The sequence below is a fragment of the Shewanella electrodiphila genome, assembly GCF_023283985.1.
Lineage (GTDB): Bacteria > Pseudomonadota > Gammaproteobacteria > Enterobacterales > Shewanellaceae > Shewanella > Shewanella electrodiphila.
In genome coordinates, this window is the sequence record NZ_JAKIKU010000001.1 from 704,079 (window position 1) to 726,843 (window position 22,765).

The 22,765-nt window shown below is 41.7% G+C and carries 18 protein-coding genes; 17 read left to right on the plus strand and 1 reads right to left on the minus strand.

Going from position 1 to position 22,765, the window contains the following annotated elements; all coding sequences use genetic code 11:
* Positions 1–53: 53 nt before the first annotated feature.
* The 17 genes from L2737_RS03040 (at position 54) to yfcC (ending at position 19,699) form a co-directional block, all read left to right on the plus strand.
* A complete protein-coding gene (locus L2737_RS03040; RefSeq protein ID WP_248954734.1) occupies positions 54–1,547 on the plus strand; it encodes a CoA-acylating methylmalonate-semialdehyde dehydrogenase in 1,494 nt (497 codons plus the stop codon).
* 264 nt (positions 1,548–1,811) lie between these two features.
* Positions 1,812–2,969 (plus strand): acyl-CoA dehydrogenase family protein, encoded by a 1,158-nt coding sequence (locus L2737_RS03045; protein WP_248954735.1) that lies wholly within the window; start codon positions 1,812–1,814, stop codon positions 2,967–2,969.
* A 21-nt stretch (positions 2,970–2,990) separates the two neighbouring features.
* Positions 2,991–3,764, plus strand: a complete 774-nt coding sequence (locus tag L2737_RS03050; RefSeq protein WP_248954736.1) for an enoyl-CoA hydratase — start codon at positions 2,991–2,993, stop codon at positions 3,762–3,764.
* Positions 3,764–4,879 (plus strand): enoyl-CoA hydratase/isomerase family protein, encoded by a 1,116-nt coding sequence (locus L2737_RS03055; RefSeq protein ID WP_248954737.1) that lies wholly within the window; start codon positions 3,764–3,766, stop codon positions 4,877–4,879. The genes L2737_RS03050 and L2737_RS03055 overlap by 1 nt, the downstream gene beginning before the upstream one ends.
* 12 nt (positions 4,880–4,891) lie before the next feature.
* Positions 4,892–5,797, plus strand: a complete 906-nt coding sequence (gene mmsB, locus L2737_RS03060; protein WP_248954738.1) for a 3-hydroxyisobutyrate dehydrogenase — start codon at positions 4,892–4,894, stop codon at positions 5,795–5,797.
* 66 nt (positions 5,798–5,863) lie between these two features.
* On the plus strand, positions 5,864–6,622 hold the full coding sequence (locus L2737_RS03065) for an SDR family oxidoreductase (protein WP_102526311.1): 759 nt from the start codon (positions 5,864–5,866) through the stop codon (positions 6,620–6,622).
* A gap of 195 nt (positions 6,623–6,817) precedes the next feature.
* Positions 6,818–7,063: a hypothetical protein gene (locus tag L2737_RS03070; protein WP_102526312.1), complete on the plus strand. Its 246-nt coding sequence runs from the start codon at positions 6,818–6,820 to the stop codon at positions 7,061–7,063.
* A gap of 327 nt (positions 7,064–7,390) precedes the next feature.
* On the plus strand, positions 7,391–8,986 hold the full coding sequence (locus L2737_RS03075) for an ABC-F family ATPase (protein ID WP_102526313.1): 1,596 nt from the start codon (positions 7,391–7,393) through the stop codon (positions 8,984–8,986).
* Positions 8,987–9,176: 190 nt separating this feature from the next.
* Entirely contained in the window at positions 9,177–11,171 is a 1,995-nt protein-coding gene (locus L2737_RS03080) for a methyl-accepting chemotaxis protein (protein WP_248954739.1), read from the plus strand.
* Positions 11,172–11,418: 247 nt separating this feature from the next.
* Positions 11,419–12,195 carry a class I SAM-dependent methyltransferase gene (locus tag L2737_RS03085; protein ID WP_248954740.1) on the plus strand — a complete coding sequence of 259 codons (777 nt, stop codon included), beginning with the start codon at positions 11,419–11,421 and terminating at the stop codon, positions 12,193–12,195.
* Positions 12,195–12,593, plus strand: a complete 399-nt coding sequence (locus L2737_RS03090; RefSeq protein WP_229368869.1) for a hypothetical protein — start codon at positions 12,195–12,197, stop codon at positions 12,591–12,593. The genes L2737_RS03085 and L2737_RS03090 overlap by 1 nt, the downstream gene beginning before the upstream one ends.
* Before the next feature lie 521 nt (positions 12,594–13,114).
* Positions 13,115–13,978 (plus strand): virulence protein, encoded by an 864-nt coding sequence (locus L2737_RS03095; protein WP_248954741.1) that lies wholly within the window; start codon positions 13,115–13,117, stop codon positions 13,976–13,978.
* A 2-nt stretch (positions 13,979–13,980) separates the two neighbouring features.
* Complete coding sequence (locus L2737_RS03100) at positions 13,981–14,898, plus strand: alpha/beta fold hydrolase (protein ID WP_248954742.1); 918 nt, start codon at positions 13,981–13,983, stop codon at positions 14,896–14,898.
* Positions 14,895–16,214 carry a DUF4056 domain-containing protein gene (locus L2737_RS03105; RefSeq protein ID WP_248954743.1) on the plus strand — a complete coding sequence of 440 codons (1,320 nt, stop codon included), beginning with the start codon at positions 14,895–14,897 and terminating at the stop codon, positions 16,212–16,214. Before L2737_RS03100 ends, L2737_RS03105 begins: the two co-directional genes overlap by 4 nt.
* Entirely contained in the window at positions 16,211–17,395 is a 1,185-nt protein-coding gene (locus tag L2737_RS03110; RefSeq protein WP_248954744.1) for a BamA/TamA family outer membrane protein, read from the plus strand. Before L2737_RS03105 ends, L2737_RS03110 begins: the two co-directional genes overlap by 4 nt.
* 113 nt (positions 17,396–17,508) lie before the next feature.
* Positions 17,509–17,988: an AAA family ATPase gene (locus tag L2737_RS03115; protein WP_248954745.1), complete on the plus strand. Its 480-nt coding sequence runs from the start codon at positions 17,509–17,511 to the stop codon at positions 17,986–17,988.
* A gap of 175 nt (positions 17,989–18,163) precedes the next feature.
* Positions 18,164–19,699, plus strand: coding sequence for a putative basic amino acid antiporter YfcC (yfcC, locus tag L2737_RS03120; RefSeq protein ID WP_248954746.1), 1,536 nt, complete (start codon positions 18,164–18,166; stop codon positions 19,697–19,699).
* Positions 19,700–19,815: 116 nt separating this feature from the next.
* On the opposite strand, the gene L2737_RS03125 is transcribed toward yfcC, so the two are convergent.
* Positions 19,816–22,512, minus strand: a complete 2,697-nt coding sequence (locus L2737_RS03125) for a TonB-dependent receptor plug domain-containing protein (protein ID WP_248954747.1) — start codon at positions 22,510–22,512, stop codon at positions 19,816–19,818.
* Positions 22,513–22,765: the final 253 nt, after the last annotated feature.

Consider the following 22,765-nt stretch of genomic DNA (forward strand, 5'->3'; position numbering starts at 1 on the left):
CAGTACTTAACTTTAAATGAGCTTTGGGGCTCAACAGGGATTTAGGAAGCAACATGACGGTTCAAGTTAAACATTATATTAATGGCGAATTTACCGAAGGCGTAGGTTCACAGGTTATATCAGTTACTAATCCAGCAGATAACCAGGTCATTGCTAACATCAATGCAGCCACTGCTGACGAAGTGAATCAAGCAATTCATAGTGCTAAAGAAGCATTTACAACATGGAAAGAAGTGCCTGTTTCTGAACGTGCGCGCGTGATGCTTCGCTACCAGCACCTTTTAAAAGAACACCATGATGAGCTGGCTACGATTCTAGCGCAAGAAACAGGTAAAACCTTTGAAGATGCCAAAGGTGATGTTTGGCGCGGAATTGAAGTGGCTGAGCATGCATGTAATATCGCTTCTATGATGATGGGCGAAACCGTTGAAAATGTTGCCCGTAATATCGATACCTACAGCTACACTCAACCATTAGGTGTCTGTGCGGGTATTACACCATTTAACTTCCCTGCAATGATCCCTTTATGGATGTTCCCACTCGCCATTGCTTGCGGTAATACCTTTATTCTCAAGCCGTCAGAACAAGATCCAATGACTCCGCAACGCTTAGTTGAGCTGTTTGTTGAAGCTGGCGCGCCAAAAGGTGTGTTGCAGCTTGTTCACGGTGACAAAGCTGCGGTAGATATTTTATTAAATGATCCTGCCATCAAAGCTATTTCATTCGTGGGTTCTGTCGGTGTAGGGCAATACATTTACAAAACAGGTACAGATAACCTAAAACGCGTTCAAGCCTTTGCAGGTGCGAAAAACCACTGCGTGATTATGCCTGATGCCAATAAACAGCAAGTGATCAACAACATGGTTGGTGCATCGGTTGGCGCTGCAGGTCAACGTTGTATGGCTATTTCTGTGGCGGTATTTGTTGGCGCTGCAAAAGAATGGATCCCAGAGCTTAAAGAAGCATTAGCCAAAGTACGTCCAGGTTTATGGGATGATAAAAATGCAGCTTATGGTCCGGTAATAAGCCCTGCAGCTAAAGATCGAGTCCTTAAGTTGATTGCTCAAGGTAAAGAAGAAGGCGCTGAGTGCTTACTTGATGGCAGCGATTTTACTGTTGAAGGTTACGAGTCGGGTAATTGGATTGGACCAACAATGTTCAGTAATGTCACTACTGATATGGCGATTTACAAAGAAGAAATTTTTGGCCCAGTACTGTGTTGTATGGAAGCTGACGATTTAGATGAAGCAATTGAACTGGTTAATAACAGCCCTTATGGCAATGGCACGTCAATCTTTACTGCATCTGGCGGCGCGGCGCGTAAGTATCAACATCATATCGAAGTAGGACAAGTAGGGATTAACGTACCTATTCCTGTACCACTACCATTTTTCTCTTTCACCGGCTGGAAAGGCAGTTTCTATGGCGATCAGCATGCTTATGGTAAGCAAGCTGTGCGTTTTTACACTGAAACAAAAACCATTACTTCACGCTGGTTTGCAGACGAAGTGGTCAGTGGCCCGAATATGAGTATCGATCTTAAATAGTCATGCTTAAGTAATCATGTCTAAATCATGCTTAAGTCATGCTTAAGTCATGAGCTAACATGCTTAGCGTAAATCGTTTCACCAAGGCCTTCTTTTGGGAGAAGGCCTTTTACAACGTAAATAACAAGTCAGCAAGACGCTGCGACAACAACCATTCACGTATAGCATCACCGCACATCGAGCAGTATAGCTCCACCTAATAATTTCGCGGGATGTTAAGCGCACCAAATGACCTAAGAGTCATAGTAAAAAAGGATTCAGACCATGGATTTTAATTTCAACGAAGACCAACGCCAATTCGCCGATCTTGCTCGTCAATTTGCAGCAGAAGAGCTAGCGCCTTTTGCCGCTCAATGGGATGAAGAACATCATTTTCCAAAAGACGTATTAAAAAAAGCAGGCGAGCTTGGTTTCTGCTCATTGTACTCACCAGAATCTGAAGGTGGCATGGGCTTATCTCGCCTTGATGCATCAATCATTTTTGAAGAGTTATCTCATGGTTGTACAGCGACAACTGCGATGTTAACGATTCATAATATGGCCACATGGATGGTCACAACATGGGGCACCGAAACCTTACGCCAGCAATGGTCTGAGGGGTTAACTACTGGTCAATTATTGGCATCTTACTGTTTAACCGAACCAGGTGCGGGAAGTGATGCGGCATCATTACAAACCAAAGCCGTTAAAGATGGTGATGATTACATCATTAATGGTTCAAAAATGTTTATTTCAGGTGCGGGTGAAACTGAGTTATTAGTCGTAATGTGCCGCACAGGCGATGCAGGGGCTAAAGGTATTTCAGCTATTGCGATTCCTGCCGATGCCGCTGGGGTGACTTACGGCAAAGCTGAAGACAAGATGGGCTGGAACGCGCAGCCGACCCGTTTAATTAGTTTTGAGAATGTCCGTATACCGCAAGCAAATTTACTTGGTGAAGAAGGCCAAGGCTTTACTTTTGCGATGAAAGGACTGGATGGCGGCCGAATCAATATTGCGACTTGTTCAGTGGGCACTGCTCAAGCAGCCTTAGAGCGTGCAACCGAATACATGAATGAACGTAAGCAATTTGGCAAACCTATTGCTGCTTTTCAAGGATTACAGTTCAAGTTAGCCGATATGGCAACTGAGTTAGTCGCTGCCCGTCAAATGGTGCGTTTAGCGGCATTTAAACTTGACCAGAACGACCCTGAAGCTACCGCATATTGCGCAATGGCGAAACGATTTGCCACAGATATTGGCTTTCAAGTGTGTGATAGCGCGCTGCAAATTCATGGTGGCTATGGTTATATTCGTGAATACCCACTTGAACGTCATTTCAGAGATGTAAGAGTGCATCAAATTCTTGAAGGCACCAATGAAATCATGCGTTTAATTATTGCGCGTCGCTTATTAGATGAAAATGCTCACGCGATTCTTTAACGACTTCATAAAGGGAAAATTATGACAGCTATCATTGAAACCATTGAGGGTAACACTGCAGTATTAACCCTCAATAACCCACCTGCTCATACATGGACGGCAGAAAGCCTTTCATTATTAAAAAGCATAGTACTGCGCCTAAATGACAATAAAGACATTTATGCTTTAGTGATTACCGGAGCGGGCGAGAAGTTTTTTTCAGCGGGCGCGGATTTAAATATTTTTGCTGATGGTGACAAACAAAATGCAGCATTAATGGCACAACATTTTGGTGAAGCGTTTGAAGCTCTAAGTGCTTTTCGTGGTGTGTCGATAGCAGCGATTAACGGTTATGCCATGGGGGGCGGGCTAGAAGTGGCTCTGGCATGTGACTTACGCATTGCAGAATCCCATGCTCAAATGGCATTACCTGAAGCCACTGTTGGCCTACTCCCTTGTGCGGGTGGTACTCAAAACTTAACAGCATTGGTTGGCGAAGGTTGGGCAAAACGGATGATTTTGTGTGGCGAAAGAATCAAAGCTGATAAAGCACTGCAAATAGGCTTAGTCGAAGAAGTTGTCGAACAAGGTCAAGGAATAGTCACAGCAATGGCGCTAGCTGAGAAAGTGGCTCGTCAATCTCCAAGCAGTGTGAGTGTGTGTAAAACCTTAATTCAAGCAGGCCGTAGCCAACCACGCACACAAGCGTTACCTTTAGAACGGGAATTATTTGTCGGCTTATTTGATACTGAAGATCAAGCTGAAGGGGTTAATGCCTTTTTAGATAAACGTGCAGCTAAATGGAAGAATTGCTAATGACTCAAGATGTAATATTTCAAACCTTAGGGACGTTATCCGGTAAATCAATTGGTGTGGTTACGCTCAATATTGAAAAAGCCTTAAATGCATTAAACCTTGATATGGTGCAAGCCATGACCAAGCAATTACAGGCTTGGAAAGACGATAACAATATTGCCTTTGTGGTGCTTGATGGCGCTGGTGATAAAGCATTTTGCGCCGGTGGCGATGTTCGGGCAATTTATCATGCTTCAATTGCTAACCCTAATACCATGACCGCAGAAGCGTGTGACTTTTTCAGTCAAGAATATCAATTAGATTATTTGCTGCATCAATACGAAAAACCTGTCTTAGTCTGGGGCGACGGTATCGTGATGGGTGGCGGGCTTGGCTTAATGGCTGGAGGCAGTCACCGGGTATTAACTGAGCGAAGCCGCATTGCTATGCCTGAAATCACCATTGGGTTATATCCTGATGTGGGTGGCAGTTATTTTCTAAATCGAATGCCTGGTAAAATCGGCTTATTTTTAGGGCTAACTGCATATAACATGAATGCGGCCGATGCATTGTTTGTCAATGTCGGTAATCATTTCATGGCAAGTGATGACAAAGAACCATTATTTGATGCCATTGCTGAAGTGAGCTGGAGTGACGACGCTGCATTAAATCATCAGCAATTGAGTTTATTGCTTAATAAAATGCAAACCAGCTCGAACGCTGAAATAGGTCAAAGTCCATTGTCTGATTTTCAGCCGCAAATTGATCAATTGATGACAGGTGAAATTGAAGAAGTTCATCATCAAATTACCAGTTTAGAAACAGAGCTTGATTGGCTTAAACGCGCGCAAAAAACAGCTCTGGCTGGCAGCCCATTAAGTTGGTTCCTGATATTTGCTCAAGCCAATCTTGGTACGACTAAAACACTGGCAGAATCTTTTAAATGGGAATTAGGTGTAAGCGTTAATTGTTGTTCTCATGGTGATTTTTGTGAAGGTGTTCGTGCACTATTAATTGATAAAGACCGTCAGCCTCAATGGAATTTTAGTCATGCAAGTGACGTCACTGCACAAGCCGTTACTCAATTACTGACATCACCTTGGGATGCTGATATGCACCCTTTAAAAGACATCTAAAAGGAATTTATTATGGCCACAGTAGCATTTATTGGTTTAGGTAATATGGGCGGCCCGATGGCGGCTAACTTGATTAAAGCGGGAATGACAGTCACCGTTTTTGATCTAGTACCTGCGGCGGTTGAAGCGTTAACAGCTCAAGGTGCGTTGAGTGCTAAAACCGCTTGTGGCGCAGCGGCCTCAGCAGATTTTGTCATAACCATGCTGCCTGCAGGCAAACATGTACGTCATTTATATTTGGGTGACGACGATACAAAAGGCCTGTTGGATGTTGTATCAAAAGAAGCTGTGTTAATTGATTGCTCCACCATTGATGCTGAGTCTGCACAAGTGGTTGGTAAGCATGCACAAGCTAAAGGCATCGAGTTTATGGATGCACCTGTATCAGGTGGCACAGCTGGCGCAGCAGCAGGTACATTGACCTTTATTTGTGGTGGCAGTGATAAGGCGTACCAAAAAGCCCAAACCGTGTTAACTGTCATGGGAGCCAATATTTTTCATGCTGGCGCCACTGGTGCAGGTCAAATCGCTAAAATTTGTAATAATATGCTGTTATCAGTATTAATGGTCGGCACCAGTGAGTCATTACAATTAGGTATTGATAATGGTTTAGACCCTAAAGTGTTATCTGATATCATGAAAGTCAGCAGTGGCGGCAATTGGACCTTAGAGAAATATAATCCCTGTCCTGATGTGATGGAAAATGTGCCTTCTTCAAATGATTATCAAGGCGGCTTTATGGTTGACTTGATGGTGAAAGATTTAGGATTATCACAGCAAACATCAGTGGCATCGAATTCAAGTACACCTATGGGTTCGTTAGCACGCAGCATGTATGTAAACCATGCTCGACAAGGCAATGGTCGCCGTGATTTCTCAAGCATATTTGAGCAATTTACACCTGCTGATAAAAAATAGAGAATTTGAATACTGAGGTTTGATTAAGAAACCTCAGGTTAATTTAGCGTATTAAGGATCCAGTTAATGGAAATTAAAGATAAGGTTGTGGTCATTACTGGCGGTGCTGGTGGGTTAGGTTTAGCGATGGCGCAAGACTTTGCGGCCCAAGGTGCTCGTTTGGCGCTTATCGATGTAGACCAAGAAAAATTAGAACGTGCTTGTGCAGATCTTGGCGCTTCAACGGAAGTACAAGGCTATGCACTGGATATTACTGACGAAGAAGATGTGGTTGCTGGCTTTAACTACATTTTGGAAGATTTTGGTCAAGTTAACGTGCTAATTAACAACGCTGGTATTTTACGTGACGGTTTAATGGTTAAAGCGAAAGAAGGCAAGGTCACTGACCGCATGTCTTATGACCAATTCCAGTCAGTGATTAATGTTAACTTAACCGGCACATTCCTTTGTGGTCGTGAAGCCGCTGCAGCGATGATCCACTCACAACAAGCGGGTGTGATTATCAATATCTCTAGTATCGCTAAAGCCGGAAACATGGGCCAGTCTAACTATTCTGCATCTAAAGCAGGCGTCGCAGCAATGAGTGTGGGTTGGGCAAAAGAGCTTGCACGTTACAATATTCGCAGTGCAGCAGTAGCGCCAGGTGTGATTGCTACTGAAATGACAGCAGGCATGAAACCAGAAGCGCTAGAGCGTCTAGAGAAAATGGTGCCAGTAGGCCGTTTGGGTGAAGCGCAAGAAGTGGCTGCGACAGTTAAATTTATCGTTGAAAACGATTACGTTAATGGCCGTGTATTTGAAATTGATGGCGGCTTAAGCATGTAATCTGCTGGCGGTGATAATGGTGGATTGATGCTAGTGTCAGTTCTCTGTTATTAAATGAAAGCCAACCTGTTAAAGGTTGGCTTTTTTATTGGTGGATTTATTGCTACCATCTTGGCAGCATTAACCAAGATGCATATTTTCATAAAAGTCGTCACAATAAAACTAATAAAAAGACATGATAAACAGGAATAACAGATGGATAGGCTAGAAAAGGCAATGAGGATGACGATGATGACTGTAGGAATTGCAGGCATCGCAGTGATCTATTTTGGTTTTTTCTATCTGCAATTCAATGACCAACTGGGGATGACTATGCCTTGGTACTTTTTGCTGTCACCTTGGATTTGTGTTTATTTTGGCTTGAACCAACAACAGCAAATCGACACGCTTGCGTGGTTCACGAAAAAGTTTTCCTTCAAAAAGTTCACAGCTAAAAAGTAACCCCTTAGTTGCTGTTCATTGTTGTAAAAATGGCCGAGTGTGTCGGCTATTTTGTCTTTGGTGTTAACAGACACATTAAATTCATCAAATCTCCCTCGAATTATCCTCTACTTCTGTTAAGTTAAGTTGAAAAAATAAGCTGAAATGCTATAGTACGCCGCCTAATTATTGTGACCATGCTTATTGTTTTAAGGGTGGTTTAAAACCAGTGCTATTTACGTACAGCCGCTATACTCGTCAATGAACACTGACTTGTTTAACAAAGCAGCTAATAAAGTCAGCGCTGGTTTTTTGTTTTTGTCATAACTTGAATTTTGGAATCTCATTTTGATTACTACAGCTAACATCACCATGCAGTTTGGTTCAAAGCCACTGTTTGAAAATATCTCAGTTAAATTCGGTGGCGGTAATCGCTACGGTCTTATCGGAGCCAATGGCTGTGGTAAATCCACTTTCATGAAAATCTTAACTGGCGACCTTGAACCGACAAGCGGTAATGTGTCGATTGATCCAGGTGAGCGCATGGGTAAGCTGAATCAAGATCAGTTCGCTTATGAAGCCTATTCTGTCGTAGACACTGTGATCATGGGTCACAAAGAGCTATGGGAAGTGAAGCAGGAACGTGACCGTATTTATTCTTTACCAGAAATGAGTGAAGAAGACGGTATCAAAGTTTCTGAGCTTGAAATGGAATTTGCTGAAATGGACGGCTACACTGCCGAATCTCGTGCAGGTGACTTACTGATGGGCGTCGGGATTGGTGTAGACCAACACTTCGGTCTGATGAGCGAAATCGCACCAGGTTTCAAGTTACGTGTACTACTTGCACAAGCATTGTTCTCCGATCCAGATGTTTTGTTACTTGATGAACCAACCAACAACTTGGACATCGACACTATTCGTTGGTTACAAGAAATGTTGAACCAGCGTAACAGCACCATGGTTATTATCTCGCACGATAGATATTTCCTAAACTCTGTTTGTACTCACATGGCTGATATCGATTACGCTGAATTACGTGTTTACCCAGGTAACTACGATGAATACATGATGGCTGCGCAGCAGTCTCGTGAGCGTCTGCAGTCTGACAATGCTAAGAAGAAAGCACAAATTGCTGAACTTCAAGGCTTCGTGGCTCGTTTCTCTGCTAACGCGTCTAAAGCAAAGCAAGCAACGTCACGTGCTAAGCAAATCGATAAGATTAAAATTGAAGAAATCAAAGCATCTAGCCGTGTTAACCCATTCATTCGTTTTGAACAAGAAAAGAAATTGTTCCGTAACGCATTAGTGGTTGAGCAACTCGCTAAAGGCTTTGATGAAAAACCATTATTCAGCAACTTCGATATGATGGCTGAAGTAGGCGAGCGTATTGCTATCTTAGGTGAAAACGGTGTGGGTAAAACGACACTATTACGTACCTTAGTACATGACTTGCCTCAAGATGCTGGTACTATCCAATGGTCTGAAAATTCAAACATTGGTTACTATGCTCAGGATCATGAAGCAGATTTTGCTAACGACATGACGTTATTTGATTGGATGAGCCAGTGGCGCAAACCAGAAGATGATGATCAATCTGTTCGTGGTATTTTAGGGCGTATGCTATTCGGTTCTGACGATATTAAAAAATCTGTCAAAGTCCTTTCTGGTGGTGAAAAAGGCCGTATGTACTTTGGTAAGCTGATTATGCAAAAGCCAAATATCCTACTTCTTGATGAACCAACAAACCACATGGATATGGAATCAATTGAATCATTGAACAATGCCTTAGAAATGTATGAAGGTACTTTGTTATTCGTTTCTCACGACCGTGCGTTTGTATCATCACTTGCTACACGTATTTTAGAAGTGACACCAAACGGCATTAACGATTTCAAAGGAACTTATGATGAGTTCTTAGCAAGCAAAGGTGTTGAAGGATAAGCTTAAAGCTTTTACTTTAATCGCCGATAAGAAACCTGTAAGGCTAGTTATTTAGCTGATACAGGTTTTTTTTTGCGTGAACGATACTCAGCAACTTTTTTTGTTCTAGAATTAAGTCGCCTTATTTGCATCAAAGCATGCAATTTATCGCAAAATTGCATGGAGCACTTACTCTAAGGGTAAAGATATAATGAAATGGATTACCGATCTCAAAACGCTACATAAACTTCTTTTACTGATTATTCCACCCTTGGTTATTTGCCTCATATATGGTGGCATGTTTGTTCATAATAAATATGAAACCAAATCGGAATTGACCACAGTACTTTCATTAAGCGAGCTGGCCGTAATCAATAGTGCCTTGGTGCATGAATTACAAATTGAGCGTGGTATGAGTGCAGGTTTTATTGGTTCACAAGGTAAATCGTTTGCAAGTTTGCTACCTAATCAGAGAGTTGCAGCCGATAGACAAATCAGCCAGTTTAACAATATTCCTGATATCAATGCTTTCCCAGTACAAATCAGCTCAACCTTGCAGCAAATTCACAATCAGTTACAGCAATTACAATCCATTAGACGTTCTGTCGATAACTTAACCATTTCTGTGGCTGAAGAAGTGAAATATTACACGGGGTTGAATACGGCTTTATTGTCTGTGGTTGATGAAGCAGCCATGCAAAGCCCTGATAGCGAATTATCTTTAAAGCTTGCATCCTTTGGCGCATTTTTACAGTTAAAAGAGCGTGCAGGCATTGAGCGAGCAGTGTTAAGTACCACCTTTGGACAAGAAGGCTTCAAAGATGGCGTGTATGCGCGCTTTGTTACGTTAATGTCAGAGCAAAATACCTATGCCGAACGCTTTAATGCCTTAGCGACAGCAGATTGGTTATCTCGATTTTCACAAGTGGCTCGCTCACGGGAAGTGAGTGAAGTAGAGCAGATGCGTCAAATAGCTTTAGCGCAAGTTGCCAGTGACATCAGTGCGCAAAATCCAGAAGAGTGGTTTAAAACTTCGACTGCGAGAATTAACGTACTCACTGATTTCGAGCACTTTCTTGTGGATGATTTAATTCTATTGACCAAAACACGTTTAAATTCAGCTAACCAACATATGTGGTTATCTTTGCTAACCTTAACCATATCAATTGTATTATTAGGTTGGTTAAGCTTATCTGTATCGAAATACCTTAATCGCAGTCTGAGTCATTTATTCAGTAAGGTCACTCATGCGGGAAATAACTTTGATTTAAGCACCCGGATTGAACATCAATCAGCAGATGAATTTGGGCAACTTTCTGATGCATTTAACGCCATGATGAATGACTTTGAAACCATTATCTTGCAGGTTCGTCAAAGTGCAACGCAGGTGGTTAAGGTCGTAGAAGAAGTGAATGGTCATGCTCATACTATGCAAAAAGATGTTGAAACCGGTTACCTTGAAGCTGAGCAAGTTGCATCAGCAATGACAGAAATGAGTGCGACAGTGACGCAAATTGCAGCCAATGCAGTACAAGCTTCTGACGCTTCAACTTCAGCCAATAAAGAAGCGCACATTGGTAACAAAGGGGTGTCAAAAACCACCGTATCAATCAAGCACCTTGCATCAGAAATTAATGAAGCGTCAAATGCCATTGAAACATTAGATCAAGATGTGCAGTCTATTGCCACCATTTTAGATGTGATCAGTGCCATTTCAGAGCAAACCAATTTGCTGGCATTAAATGCGGCTATTGAGGCGGCAAGGGCAGGCGAGCAAGGTAGAGGATTTGCTGTGGTCGCTGATGAAGTCAGAACGCTTGCTCAACGCACTCAGTCTTCAACTGATGACATTAAGCGCATGACAGAAAGATTAAAGTCAGGTGCGCAGTTGGCGGTTAAAACCATGCAACGAGGCATGGTCAGTGCTGAAGAAAGTGTCAATGAAGTAGAGCATGCTGGTAAAGAGTTACAACAGATTGTTGCCGATGTCGATATTATTGACAACATGAATCAGCAAATTGCTTCTGCAACTCATGAGCAAGCTGCAGTCGCGGAAGAAGTGAATCAAAACGCGATGAGGATCAGTGAAATATATAGCCAAACTCAAAGAATTGCCGAATCGCTGAGCCTACTAAATGACAGCTTACTAGAAGATGCCGCAGCAATGTCTGAGCAAGTGCAGAAGTTTACATTGAGCAATCGTTAACCAATGAGAAAAATGAAATAGAAATAATTGATTTATAATCAGTATTTTTTATCAGTATTTTAAAGCCGACGTGATTTACGTCGGTTTTTTTATGGACAAGAAAAAGTAAACTTATGCGACAAAATGTGAATCTTAATTATACTTTGCTAACATGACGCCTAAATTAGAAACCGATTAACTATTGTCGATACACAATTGTCGATAAACTATTGTCGATAAACGATTGCCGATAAATAAAGGACGAGTAATGGATTACCTCAACATCAATAAACAAGCTTGGAATGAACGAGCAAAAGTACATTTTGATTCATCTTTTTATGATGTGCCGAGCTTTCTTGCAGGTAATTCTTCATTAACAGAAATTGAAACCGCGGAACTCACCGATGTAGCGGGTAAGTCTTTGCTGCACCTTCAATGCCACTTTGGTTTAGATACTTTGTCATGGGCAAGGCTGGGCGCGAATGTCACTGGTGTTGATTTATCTGATGAAGCGATTGATAAGGCACGTGAACTCGCGACTCAGTGTAATATTGAGGCTGAGTTCGTTTGTGCTGATGTCTATGAATTTGCAAATAAGCGCTCGAAAAGTTTCGACATTGTGTTCACGTCTTTTGGCGCAATTTGTTGGTTACCTTGTTTAACTAAGTGGGCGCAGGTCATTAGTGACAGCTTGAACCAAGGCGGTACATTTTATATGGCTGAGTTTCATCCAGTTCAGGACGTCCTAGATGGTTACCCATACTTTCATCAAGCTGAGCCTGATGTGGTCGTTGAGGGGAGTTATACACAAGCGGGTAATAATTCAGACCATGAGCAGACTATGGTGACGTGGGCGCATTCATTAAGCGAAGTGATTAATGCGTTAATTCAAGCGGGGATTCGAATTGATGCGGTTAACGAATTTCCATTCAGCCCTTACAATTGCTTTGAAAACCTAATAGAAAAACAGCCTAAACAATTTCAATCCATTGTGAAGGGGCAACCCATTCCGTTGGTTTTTTCCATCAAAGGAACTAAGTGTTAATGCTATTTGAATCACAACAAAAACTGGATGTGACCAATCGTTGGGGCAGTATTTTTATCAAAGTCGCTGCAGGTATCTCAGCAGTCATAGTGTTGATGTATTTAAGTTACTTTTATGCGAGCCCAAGTGTCACGGTTGAAAATCGTTCAGAGTTTGTTATTGAGTCAGCGATTATAAATTTGCCTTTGAGTCGACTTGATTTTGGCGAGATTCATACATCACAGGACAATACCATTTATTATGATTTAGCTCAGCTAGATGGACAATATGAGTACCATTTGCTGCTTGATAGTGGCGATTTACTCGAAGGAACTTGTGGTTATATCACTAATTTTGAAATTAATAAGCGGGTAGTGCTTGTTTTGAATGATATTGGTGAAATTAGCTGTCAATTTTAATCTTCGCTTTATTCTTTTAATCAATAATAGCGTGGTGTTTTTGGCTTGTCATTAAATCATAAAGCTAAGCCAATACACTGCACCTTGGCACCTTGATTACAACTTTGACTGAAAATGTTTGGCTAATCAAATCTGGTAAAGTTTAAGTGCTAGAGTAAAAACCTTTATTATTATAGTGTAGTGGTTTATTCAACTGCTCGTAGCTTTATCAACTTTATGTATCACCTTGGATACAGCTGTTACTCGTAGGTGAGCGCACGTGTTGAGTGTTAAGTCTTTAACCACGACTGTTATCGGGTTAACCAGATAACATATGTGCCTCATTAGAAATAATTCATATTCAATTCTTTTAAGTTTAAATTAATATTCTATCTCTATTATCCTTCCTCCCAGATTTCCGCTGTTTAAATTATCTACAACCTTGTTACAGGAACTGCCTCAGAGTTGATGACATGCGGAGCAATTAATATTGAGAGCAACTTAAAGCTTATTGTTGAGTTGTATAAGGATTACCTGTTCGAATGCTAAGAAATTCCTCCGTTATTCTGTTATCTATTTTCACTCTATACAGTCAGTTTGTAGTGGCTGATGAAGCCATAGAAGTATCGCAAAAATATCAACGCGCATTTCCTATTTGGGCACAAGAAGCGATGGATTTAGGCCATGAATTACCTAAGCCATATGGTTTTACTGTTAACTATATGTCGATGGAACAACCGTTAGTGGTTGATGGTGTCACCTTTTCAGGTCTTGGTAATATTATTGATGACAGAGTGAGTATTAATGGTAGTGAAGCGATGCAAGATTCAGAAACCATTACTTTAAGAGCTGATATGTGGGTACTACCATTTCTAAACCTTTATGGCGTGATTGGCCAAACAAAAGGCAGTAGTGTCGCCAATGTTCAAGTTGAAGTAGAAATGCCATGGCCTTTGCCGCCAGTGGTTTCTGACCCATTTGATTTTGAGCTGAATTTTAAAGGTACTACATACGGTGCGGGCGGCACAATCGTGGGTGGCATAGGCAATTGGTTTGCTTTATTAGATGTTAATTACACTAATACTGATCTTGATATTCTTGATGGTGAGATCAGTTCAATTGTTGTTTCACCGCGTGTAGGTTACCGCACCACTGTTTATGGCCATGAAAGCCAGTTCTGGGTCGGTGCTATGTATCAAAATGTTGAGCAAACTTTTAGTGGTTACCTTAAAGATATCGGCATTCCTTTAGGTAATGGTAAATTTGAAGTTACCCAACACCTCGAAGATAAGTGGAATAGCTTGATTGGTGGTCAAATCAACTTAGGTAAGGGGTTTGATTTGTTACTTGAAGGTGGTTTTGGCACACGCACAAGCTTTATGGCTGGCATTGGCTATAGGTTCTAACCATGATGCGACTAATGATTGTTAGTGTATTTATTTTCTTCCTAGGTGGCTGCTCAGCAGTTTCTATGGTGGATAATTATCAGCAAAACCAATTAATGAAAGCGGGTTTTGAACTGCATCAGTTGTCGCTAGAGAGTCAAGGCGAATTGCACTACTGGCAAGGTGGAGATACGAGTGCTCCCACTGTTATCTTGCTTCATGGTTTTGGCGGTACGGGCTTAACTAGCTGGTATGAGATTATGCAACAGCTTGCGTCTGATTATCACGTTATCGTGCCTGATTTACTTTGGTTTGGTGCATCTTTCAGTAACGCTCCAGCAACTATCAGTAGCGAAACCCAAGCTATTCAACATTTGATTGAAGAGCTCGCGCTTGAAAATGTCAATGTGGTGGGTATTTCGTTTGGCGGGTTTATTACGTTTGACCTAATGATCAAAGAACCTACCGTCAATAAAGCTATTATGTTGGCAAGTCCAGGTATTGTGTTTAGCGATGAAGACATGGATGCCATGAGTCAACGTTTTGGACAAAGTGTGCCAGAAGCTGTGTTTGTGCCTGAGAATAAAGAAGGTGTAAGACATTTACTTGAGCATACGTTTGTTGATCACCCTTGGTACCCAAGTTTTATCGATGAGCAAATCTATCAAAGCTACTTTGCAGATTTTCATGTACAGAAAAAATCATTGATTACCACTTTACCTGCATATCGAGATCAACTTAACCCTGCAGAATTTAAAGGTAAGCTTCCGCCTTCATTATTAATTTGGGGCGAAAATGACAGTGTGTTCCCACTTGAAAAAGGCATTGAATTTTCTGAATTTTTAAATGCTCCAATCATAATTATCCCTGATGCATCCCATGGCCTAAGTAATGATTTTCCTGAGTCAATTAGCCAAATGATAAGAGACTTTATTCAATGATGTTTCATTCTCAAAAGCGCGTCATCTTATTGAGTGTAGGTTTAATGGTTTCGCTAGTGTCAGCATGCTCAAGTAGCGAATGGCAGGTGAGTGCAACCCCATCTGACTCCGCTGTATCTGCGGCGTTAGATAATCAACCCGATCCTGCTCTTTTACGTGATATTGCATTACCTCAACAAGCGGCTATGACTTTACCGACAAGTGTTCGACCATGTTGTGCATTTGGTAATGGTCAGAAGGTAAAGCTTGGTGCTATGACCATCCCTTTTTATCGTCATGCCAATACTATCTCGTTAGAAGATTTAGGTGCTCATGCTTATGAAGCAGGCAGTTTTAGTCATCAAAAGTCGGCACCTGATGAAGGCCGCAGTGGCGAGAACAACGGTATTATTTATACCAGAAAGGGCGGCTTTATTGATTTAGCTCATGTAAGAGACACTGCAGACAACGCGGTGGCGCTATTTTACCAAATCCACCCAAACCTTGGTGAAAAGCAATCCATTGCATTGCCATTTGAAATTGGTCCTCGAACTATTGAAATTGATCGTTTTGAAGTAAAGCTTTTAACCGCAACTCAACGTTGGGAGTTGGCAGCGGCAATGGCTGTGCGTCTTGCCTATTCGATGGCTGAAGCTCATGAAATTGCTCAGTACCACGGTTATCGTAGTTTTGGACCGTGGACCGAAGATGTTTCGGCATACTCACCAGAAGATCTTTACTCCAATATGCTAGGTGCAAAAATTGCGCTTGCAGTACTGACCAATAATTTGGCCATGACTCGACAGCAATATAATTATCATATGACGTCATGGATTGCCGCAACATTAGATTGGTTAGAGCCTGTCACTGCAGCAGAAACGGATGCACTTTTTGATGTTATTGATGGCTATTGGTGGGACTCAAATGAACCTATGCCTAACAAATTTATGTTACTTAAACGCCATTATGATCTGGGCGAGCATCAATCCCCTTATTTAGTGCCGATGGATATGGCGAAAAACAGTGATACTTGGTCCGATGTTGTAGGTGTTTATGAAACACCTAACGTCGCTCACGACTTAAGTTTAGCCAATCACGTCCACGGAATTACTATCGATAATGTCGCTAAGCAATGGTTACATGTAGATGCAAAATTTGAATCGCATTTTGAACATGTACCTGAGTCTTTATGGCGTGATGGTTTTACTCAGCAATCATTTTTAGCGTTAACTCGATATAACGAAAAATTGGATGAGACATTATTGAGTGAGCATTTATCTCAACATTCTCACTTACCGTTAGCGATAGAACAAACATCACAAGGTGAGTTGAAATGAGCTTATTCCACGGCATGAGAATCGGCTTTTTCTCGATAGGGTTATTGGCTTGTGCAGCGTCATTTGCTTCAGAAAAAGCGAGTGTTGAGCAAACAACTGAGACGCTAGCTTCTGATGAAGAGTTGAGTTGGATGGAAAGCTTTTTACAAAAGCTTGGTGCAGATGGTGAGTTTGACGCTGATAAATTGATTGATTTTAGTTATCTTCCTGGGCCTTTTTATAATCCCGAAATGGACTTAGGTGTAGGCATTTCAGCCGTAGGTTTATATCAAGTGGATCCTACTGATGAAGTCAGTCAATTATCGTCATTAGTGATTAACGGTTTAGCTTCCATTAATGGTGCACTTGGTGTATCAATTGAAAATAAAACGTTTTTGAATGAAGATCAACAGCGTTTTTATCTAACTGCAGAGATGTTTGATATTCCTGATGTGTTCTATGGCGTTGGCTATGATGAAAACCATCAAGACGATAACCGAGTTGATTTTAATGGTCGAACTGTCCGTGTAAACCCAATGTTCTTGAACCGATTATCATCCAACGTTTTTATTGGTGCAGGCTTTGATTTTAATTACGCTAAAGCCAGCAGTATTGATATGCTAGATTCAGATGTCGAGCTCAACCCTTTGTTAGAGACATCACGCAGTGTCGGGGTGAATTTTTTAATCAACTACGATAGTCGAGATAATGTACTTAATCCTGAACAAGGGAGAATTGCCCAAATTGATACGGGGATATATCGCAAAGAATTAGGCAGTAAGACCGACTTTGAAATTGTTAATGCACTCTACAGTACCTATTATCAGGTTGCAGATGATGATGTTTTAGCGTGGCAAATTCGTGGCCGTTTTTCTCACGGTGATGTGCCTTGGGATCAGCTGTCAAAAGCGGGTGGCGGAGATTTACTTAGAGGGTATACTTCAGGTCGTTACCGCGACAAGCAAATGTTGTTAGCACAAGTGGAATATCGACAGAACTTATCTGGCCGTCATGGGATGGTTTACTGGGTTGGTGCTGGGGTAATTTCGGAAAAATTCAGTGAACTGACTTCGGCGAGTGTACTACCCAATACGGGTATAGGCTATAGATTCGAAGTTAAACCACGCGTAAACCTAAGATTAGATTTAGCCTTTGGCGACGGTGATACTGGCTTTTACTTTAACGTAAATGAAGCCTTTTAATTTCCACTTTGCATTAAGTTAATCAGCCAAATTGAATATGTTACTCTAAAATACCTGTTGAGATAGGTTGCTTAATTAAGTGATTTTATGAGGTGCTTTTGTGAGGAGTTATTGTGAGTAAAGTGGTCATTTTTGGTAATTCAGGCTCGGGTAAATCGACACTAGCAAAACAACTTGCAGCTAACAAAAAGCTGGCACACCTAGATTTAGATACTATTGCTTGGTTGCCAGTTAATCCTCCTCAAAGAATGCCAATAGCGGATTCAAAAACTTTAATTGATGAGTTTTTAAACCTTAATCAATCATGGGTTATTGAAGGCTGTTACAGCGACTTGCTTGAATTAGTCTTTCCACAAACCGATGAGGTTATCTTTCTCAATTTACCCATTTCAGCGTGTATTGAAAATGCTAAAAACCGTCCTTGGGAACCTCATAAATATGCCAGTAAACAAGCTCAAGATGAAAATTTAACTATGCTAATCGGTTGGATTGCGCAGTATGATAGTCGTATTGATACCTTCTCTAAAGTTGCGCATGAAAGACTATTTGAGCAATTTGCAGGCAGTAAAACCATGCTCACTTCGAATCGATAATATCTTTACCATCAACTGCAGTCAGTTAACCTTACTTGCTACCTTAATTAAGATAGATAAGACAGTTAGGGTGATGGGAATTTTCCATTAGCTATTGTAGTATGCCATTGGCTGCCAATACGTATAAGGCGTTAGGCATCAATCCATAAAACAATAACTTATAAATGGACTGTTAATGAATTCTCCACACCCAAGCCCTTCTTCTGCACAATCGAGTGCCACCGCGCGGCAAATGCCCGATACCTTAGTGATCATTTTCTTTGTTGCTCTTGCTGCCGCATTATTGACCTTTGTCGTTCCCATAGGCTCATTTTCAACCCAAGATGCGCATTATGTTATCGATGGGGTTGAGAAAACACGCAGTGTAATCGATCCAACCTCTTTTCAATATGCCTTGAATGAAGCGGGTGAGCCAAAACTTGATCCCATTTCATTATTTAAAGGAAATGGCGAAATCGGCTTTTTCAATTTTGCTTTTGAGGGGATGGTTTCTGGCTCTAAATGGGGCAGTGCGATTGGCGTTATCATGTTTATGTTGGTCATTGGCGGCTCTTTTGGCGTCGTCATGGCCACGGGCACGATTGATAACGGCATATTACGGTTAATAGATAAAACTCAAGGCAATGAAAAGCTGTTTATTCCTGTCATATTCAGTTTGTTCTCGTTGGGTGGTGCGGTATTTGGGATGGGGGAGGAAGCCATAGCCTTTGCCATTATCATTTGTCCGTTAATGATTCGATTAGGTTATGACTCTATTTGTACAGTGATGGTCACTTATGTGGCGACCCAAATCGGTTTTGCCAGTTCTTGGATGAACCCGTTTAGTGTTGCTATTGCCCAAGGTATTGCTGGTGTACCAGTGCTTTCAGGTGCGGGTGTACGTTCTATTATGTGGCTTGGTTTTACCTTAATAGGTATTGGTTTTACCATGCGCTATGCGAGTAAAATTCAACGTAATCCAAGTGCATCCTTTAGTTATCAAACGGATCAATTCTTTCGCGATAATCAGCAAGGTAATGTCAAAGATAGTCGTTTTAATCTCGGCGATATTTTAGTACTGCTTACCATTGTAGCTACTATTGCTTGGGTTATTTGGGGCGTGATTGCTCATGCTTGGTTTATCCCTGAAATTGCCAGTCAGTTTTTTACCATGGGGATCATTGTTGGCATCATTGGGGTGGTATTTAAGCTTAATGAAATGGACATGAACAAAGTCGCGGTTAGCTTTAAGCAAGGTGCAGGCACCATGTTAGAACCAGCGGTTTTAGTGGGGTGTGCTTCAGGTATTTTATTGTTACTTGGTGGTGCGGGGGCGACAGAGCCGAGCGTATTAAATACCATCTTACACAGCGCTGGTAATGTGATTGGTCAATTGCCGACGGCATTATCAGCTTGGTTTATGTTGTTATTTCAATCAGTGTTCAACTTTTTTGTGACTTCAGGTTCAGGACAAGCGGCGTTAACCATGCCACTCATGGCACCTTTGGCTGACATTGTCGGTGTGACTCGCCAAGTGGCGGTATTAGCGTTTCAACTTGGTGATGGTTTTACCAACGTATTAGTACCGACATCAGCTTCATTAATGGCGACATTAGGTGTGTGCCGTGTTGATTGGGGAAATTGGATTAAGTTTATCTGGCGCTTTATGCTGGGTTTATTTGTTATTTCGAGCATTATCGTGGTGTTAGCGCACTACTTAGGGTTTAGCTAAACGAGTTTGTTAATGGCAAAAGTTATGCGACAAGTTGTGATATTAAAATTATTCTAATAAAAGCGGCATCGAAAGATGCCGCTTTTTTAATTGTCTAATCAGAAGCTAATGTTTGATTAGAATTTCACTTCACCTTCAATAAACCACTCTTGTCCACGAGCGTTATAAACACCACGAGGGTAGTGAGGCCATGATGTATTGGTTGGGTCAAAGTTAGGACCAGCATCAAATAGATTTACAATACCTGCAGTTAACTTCATGTTGTCAGAGAAGTTGTACGCACCTGTTAGGTTCCACTTAGTTTGTGAGGCGACTTCTAAATCTTCTTCATTAAAGCCGTCTTCATCAATGAATGAACTGTAAGATGAACCATGCATACGAGCAGTATGATAAGCACCTAATGTGGTTTCAAAATCATTGATAAAATAGCTAAAGATCATATTAGCGCGGTACTGAGGTAAACCACCATCTTCAATGTCATCATCCACACCTGAGGTCGGGTTTAACTGACCTTCAGATAGTAGGATATAAGTACCGTTGAAGTTTACTCTTAGTTCACCCATGTCATTGAAATCCCAGCTATAACCAGCTGTTAAATCAATACCACGTACTTTTTGATATGCTAAGTTTTGTGCCACTGTATTGATGTGGGTAATAGTGCCACTTGCGTCACGGGTAATCATATCTTCATAGGTATCGTATTCTTGTGCGGCAGTAGAAGCGCTAATATCGCTTACCATGTCGTCAAGTTTCCATTCCCATAAATCAACAGAGGCTTCTAAGCTATCGCCGCCCCAAACCGCACCAATGTTAGCGGTATAACCTGTTTCAGCTTCAAGTTCTTTGTTAGCACCAGTGGTCGTATCAATGTGTAATTCATTACAGATTTCATCAAGGGTTTCATTACCGGTTTTAATACCAGGTTGTCCGCCCATAGCCTGACATTGCTTGTAATCGATGACTTGAGTGAAACCATTTGTGGCATCACCATACACGCGGTGCATGTCTGGTGCACGGAATACACTGCTCCAAGCACCACGAATCAATAACTCATCAACTGGACGGTATTCTACCGTTACTTGTGGTGATAAGTTACCGCCAAAGTCGCTGTAATGATCGTAACGTAGCGCTGCAGCAACAGTTAACTCGTCAAGTACCGGAACACTGATTTCAGCATAAGTTGCCCAGAAGTCACGTTCGCCAGCACCAGATGAACCACCAGTTGTTAATACTGATCCATTTTGGGTTTCGGTATCAGACTCTGTTTCATAATCCTGTTCAGTATACTCAGCACCAAATGCAAACATGGCATCGCCTTCAGGCATTTCAAACGCCATACCAGTGATGTTAGCTTGGATGTTCTTTTGAGTAGATTGAGCGCGTTCAAATGGAGAGTAAGATGCGGCTTCTACATCAGCATCTGACATGTTCTCAAGTAACGAATTACCATTCTCACCAGCTGTGATGTAATCGAACATACCGCCTACAGTGGCAAAACCACTACGGTAAACATCGACGTTAGTACGGCCGTAGTTTACTGACATATCCCAGTCATACTCATCAACTAATACGCCCTGAAGGCCAGCAGAGAAGAAGTAGTTACTGGTGTTGGTTTCACCGCTTCGGTTACTGAACTCGTGTAAACGACGAGCATAGTAATAATCACCATCAGTAGCGTTGGCAAAGTCACCGCCAAGTCCTGTTGACTTGTTGAATGTCTTGCTCATGCTATCGCCGTAACTGACCGTTAAGTCATCACCCGCAACCTTGATATCGTAGTCATTAATGGCCATCGGTTCAAAGTTTGTTGTTGATTTGGCATTAGCGAAATCAAGACGACCTAAAAAGGTAATATCGTCTGCGATTTCGTAATTAAAATTGGTGGTACTGATAAAGCGGTAGCTTTCAGGCTCTAGATCGCGCCATTCTGAACGATCAAATCCACATAAACTTCCAGTCCATAGAAATCCACGAGCATCACATTGTTCTGGGCTTAACTGGCGCTGACCGCTCGGTGTTACTCCTGTATCTTGATCTTTAACTCCTGCAATTCTAGCGCCGTATGAGCTATACGCTGAGTAATCACTGTGCGGCACTTTATCGGTATGGAGACCAAAATTCTCACGATCTGTTGCTTTTAACGCTTCGTTATTACTGAATTCGATAAAGGTTGAGACATTACCCTTATCGTTTGAAGAGCCCAGTGATAATGCGATGCGGTCATTCATACCACCGCCTTCAGTGGTATCACCATGACGATATTTAAGTGCAACGCCATCAAAATCTTTTTTAAGGATAATGTTAATCACACCACCCACTGCATCAGCACCGTAAATCGCTGAGCCGCCAGATTGTAATACTTCGATGCGCTCTACAGCTTCCATTGGTAGGTTTGCTGTATCGACGAAGTTATCAGTACCGCCAGCTGGTTTTGGGTACTGGTTCAAACGCTTACCATCAATAAGCGTCAGAGTACGACTTGCACCAGCATTACGTAAACTGATTGATGAAGCTGCAGGGGTAAAACCATGTACTTCTTGTGTGGTCATCGCACCCGTAGTTGAGGTGAGATTTTGAAGGGCATCTTGAATAGTGGTAAAGCCTTGCTTTGCCATATCATCAGCACTCAACACCGTGACAGGCGTTGCTGTTTCTAGGTCGGTTCTTTTAATACGTGAACCGGTAATTTGAATTCGTTCTACATCAGCGCCTTCTTCAGCTGCAAGAACTACTGGCGAACTAATGGCAGCGGTAAAAGCACCGCCTACCAATGCAATGCGAATTGCGTTGGCCAATCTTGTATTAAGCTGCATCTCATCTCTTCCTTATAACTTTTATTTAAACCGCGTTTTTATTTAGTAGATCTCATTGCTAACTTGTGAATTGCGTTAACGGGAGTTTGCGGAAAACGGATAAAACCATACTTATTCAACATAAACAACGGACTGATTACATGTGTTAGATGTTGTAATTGTTATGTGTCAGGTTGTTTTTTGTGATCATTTGATTAACGTGGTTTTGAGTGCTGATATTGATTTTGGGCTTGATGGGGGGCTTTGCTGAATA

What these genes read in the sequence shown, in the direction of transcription:
- L2737_RS03045 (WP_248954735.1), top strand. Translation starts at nt 1,812, where the DNA reads ATGGATTTTAATTTCAACGAAGACCAACGCCAATTCGCCGATCTTGCT.
- L2737_RS03090 (WP_229368869.1), top strand. Translation starts at nt 12,195, where the DNA reads ATGCTATTTGAATCACAACAAAAACTGGATGTGACCAATCGTTGGGGC.
- L2737_RS03070 (WP_102526312.1), top strand. Translation starts at nt 6,818, where the DNA reads ATGGATAGGCTAGAAAAGGCAATGAGGATGACGATGATGACTGTAGGA.
- L2737_RS03100 (WP_248954742.1), top strand. Translation starts at nt 13,981, where the DNA reads ATGATGCGACTAATGATTGTTAGTGTATTTATTTTCTTCCTAGGTGGC.
- L2737_RS03040 (WP_248954734.1), top strand. Translation starts at nt 54, where the DNA reads ATGACGGTTCAAGTTAAACATTATATTAATGGCGAATTTACCGAAGGC.
- L2737_RS03095 (WP_248954741.1), top strand. Translation starts at nt 13,115, where the DNA reads ATGCTAAGAAATTCCTCCGTTATTCTGTTATCTATTTTCACTCTATAC.
- L2737_RS03125 (WP_248954747.1), bottom strand. Translation starts at nt 22,512, where the DNA reads ATGCAGCTTAATACAAGATTGGCCAACGCAATTCGCATTGCATTGGTA.
- L2737_RS03055 (WP_248954737.1), top strand. Translation starts at nt 3,764, where the DNA reads ATGACTCAAGATGTAATATTTCAAACCTTAGGGACGTTATCCGGTAAA.
- L2737_RS03065 (WP_102526311.1), top strand. Translation starts at nt 5,864, where the DNA reads ATGGAAATTAAAGATAAGGTTGTGGTCATTACTGGCGGTGCTGGTGGG.
- yfcC (WP_248954746.1), top strand. Translation starts at nt 18,164, where the DNA reads ATGAATTCTCCACACCCAAGCCCTTCTTCTGCACAATCGAGTGCCACC.
- L2737_RS03050 (WP_248954736.1), top strand. Translation starts at nt 2,991, where the DNA reads ATGACAGCTATCATTGAAACCATTGAGGGTAACACTGCAGTATTAACC.
- L2737_RS03080 (WP_248954739.1), top strand. Translation starts at nt 9,177, where the DNA reads ATGAAATGGATTACCGATCTCAAAACGCTACATAAACTTCTTTTACTG.
- mmsB (WP_248954738.1), top strand. Translation starts at nt 4,892, where the DNA reads ATGGCCACAGTAGCATTTATTGGTTTAGGTAATATGGGCGGCCCGATG.
- L2737_RS03110 (WP_248954744.1), top strand. Translation starts at nt 16,211, where the DNA reads ATGAGCTTATTCCACGGCATGAGAATCGGCTTTTTCTCGATAGGGTTA.
- L2737_RS03105 (WP_248954743.1), top strand. Translation starts at nt 14,895, where the DNA reads ATGATGTTTCATTCTCAAAAGCGCGTCATCTTATTGAGTGTAGGTTTA.
- L2737_RS03085 (WP_248954740.1), top strand. Translation starts at nt 11,419, where the DNA reads ATGGATTACCTCAACATCAATAAACAAGCTTGGAATGAACGAGCAAAA.